Genomic DNA, 1,975 nt, shown 5'->3' with positions numbered 1-1,975 from the left:
GCGTCAGACCGCGTCCCTCCCGCAGCCCGCCGCGCCGCAGCCCGCGCAGCAGCAGCCCGCTCCTGCTCCGGCCCAGCCCGCTGCTCAGCCGGTCGCCCAGCCGGCGGCTCAGCCGCTCCCGCAGCCGGTGACCGCTCCGGTCCTGGTGCCGACCAGCGGCGCCGTCGAGAACGCGATCTCGTACGCGATGGCTCAGCTCGGCGAGGAGTACGTCCTCGGCGGCATGGGCCCGGACCAGTGGGACTGCTCGGGCCTCACCAAGGCCTCGTACGCGTCCTCGGGCATCTACATCGGCACCCACTCGGCGACGAACCAGTACAACACCATGGCCGGCGCCGGCAAGCTCGTCCCCTACAGCCAGCGCCAGCGCGGCGACCTGATCTTCTGGGGTGGCGGCGGGGACTACTACCACGTGGCCATCTACCTCGGGAACAACCAGATCATCGAGGCCGCCGACTACGGCAAGCCCGTGCGCATCTGGAACACCTGGGGCACGCCCGCCGGCATGGTCGGCCGCCCGGCCGCCTGAGCCGCGGCCGCACCGCACAACGAGAGAACCCCCTCCTGTCGAGACGACGGGAGGGGGTTCCTTCGTTGATGCGAGGGGTCAGTGACCCTCTTCGGCCAGCTTCTTGATGCCGTCCTGGACGATCTGCTCCGCCTCGGCGGCGTCGCCCCACGCGTCGACCTTGACCCACTTGCCGGGCTCGAGGTCCTTGTAGCGCTCGAAGAAGTGCTTGATCTCGTTCTTCGTCTGCTCCGGGACGTCGCCGATGTCCTGGATGTGCTGCCAGCGCGGGTCCTTCGCGGGGACCACGATCACCTTCGCGTCGGAGCCGGCCTCGTCGCTCATGTTGAGCACGCCGACCGGGCGGACGGAGACGCCCACGCCCGGGAAGACGGGGTACTCGAGCAGCACCAGCGCGTCGACGGGGTCGCCGTCGAGGCCGAGGGTGTTCTCGAAGTACCCGTAGTCCGTCGGGTAGACGAAGGAGGTGAAGAGCACGCGGTCGAGGTAGACGCGACCGGTCTCGTGGTCGACCTCGTACTTGTTGCGGCTCCCCTTGGGGATCTCGACGACGACGTCGTATGCGGCCATGCTCTCTCCTTGAGTCGGTGGCGCCGTGAGCGGCGCATCGGCGGACGGATCGGCCTCCGGAACGCTCGCGCGGGTGCGCGCGCGGGAGGGGCGGATCGCTGGCATTACGTTACTTGATGTGCCCGATCGCCCCCGCCTGACCCCCGCTGTCGCCGATCTGCGGCGGGCGGTGCGCGAGAGCCTCGACGGGCTCGACCCCGGAGCGCTCGTGCTGGTCGCGCTGAGCGGGGGAGCGGACTCGCTCGCGCTCGCGGCGGCGGTCGCCTTCGAGGCCCCGCGGGGCGGGAGGCGGGCCGGCGCGGTGATCGTCGACCACGGGTTGCAGGAGGCGTCGGCGGAGGTCGCGCGGCGGGCCGCGGAGCAGGCGCACGGGCTGGGGCTCGCGCCGGTGCTGCGCGAGGTGGTGACGGTGTCCGCCGAGGGCGGTCCGGAGGCGGCCGCCCGCAGCGCGCGCTACCGCGCCTTCGACGACGCGCTGACCGCGACGGGCGCCGCCGCGATCCTCCTGGGCCACACCCTCGACGACCAGGCCGAGACGGTGCTGCTGGGCCTGGCACGAGGGGCCGGTGCGGCCTCGCTGCACGGGATGGCGCCGGTCAGCGGACCGCTGCGTCGGCCGATTCTGGGCCTGCGGCGCGAGACGACCCGCCTCGCCTGCTCCGACCAGGGGCTCGTGCCGTGGGACGACCCGCACAACGACGACCCCCGCTACTCGCGGGTCCGGGTGCGGAACCGCGTGCTGCCCGTGCTGGAGGACGAGCTGGGGCCGGGAGTGGCGCAGGCTCTGGCGCGCACCGCCGAGCAGCTGCGGGAGGACGGGGACGCGCTCGACGCGCTCGCCCTCGACTGGGCGCTCGAGCTGGTGGGCCAGGACGA

3 protein-coding genes are annotated in these 1,975 nt (G+C 72.9%); 2 read left to right on the top strand and 1 reads right to left on the bottom strand.

Going from position 1 to position 1,975, the window contains the following annotated elements; translation table 11 throughout:
- On the top strand, positions 1-529 hold a 529-nt coding region (locus tag C5C82_RS17010; RefSeq protein ID WP_146086034.1), incomplete at its 5' end, for a C40 family peptidase.
- Positions 530-607: 78 nt separating this feature from the next.
- On the opposite strand, the gene ppa is transcribed toward C5C82_RS17010, so the two are convergent.
- The gene (gene ppa, locus C5C82_RS17005; RefSeq protein ID WP_068255683.1) at positions 608-1,099 is read right to left on the bottom strand and encodes an inorganic diphosphatase; all 492 of its coding nucleotides are present in this window, start codon (positions 1,097-1,099) and stop codon (positions 608-610) included.
- A gap of 118 nt (positions 1,100-1,217) precedes the next feature.
- On the opposite strand from ppa, the gene tilS reads away from it, so the two are divergent.
- Positions 1,218-1,975 (top strand): tRNA lysidine(34) synthetase TilS (gene tilS, locus C5C82_RS17000; protein ID WP_104355429.1); only part of this gene is annotated, 758 nt, incomplete at its 3' end.

Source organism: Rathayibacter sp. AY1D5 (assembly GCF_002932515.1).
In the GTDB taxonomy this organism is placed as follows: domain Bacteria; phylum Actinomycetota; class Actinomycetes; order Actinomycetales; family Microbacteriaceae; genus Rathayibacter.
Note: the sequence above shows the minus strand (reverse complement) of the source record. Positions and strands in the feature narration are given on the sequence as shown.

Bases quoted from the DNA above. Each gene is read 5' to 3' on its own strand.
- ppa (WP_068255683.1), bottom strand. From the start codon at position 1,099: ATGGCCGCATACGACGTCGTCGTCGAGATCCCCAAGGGGAGCCGCAAC.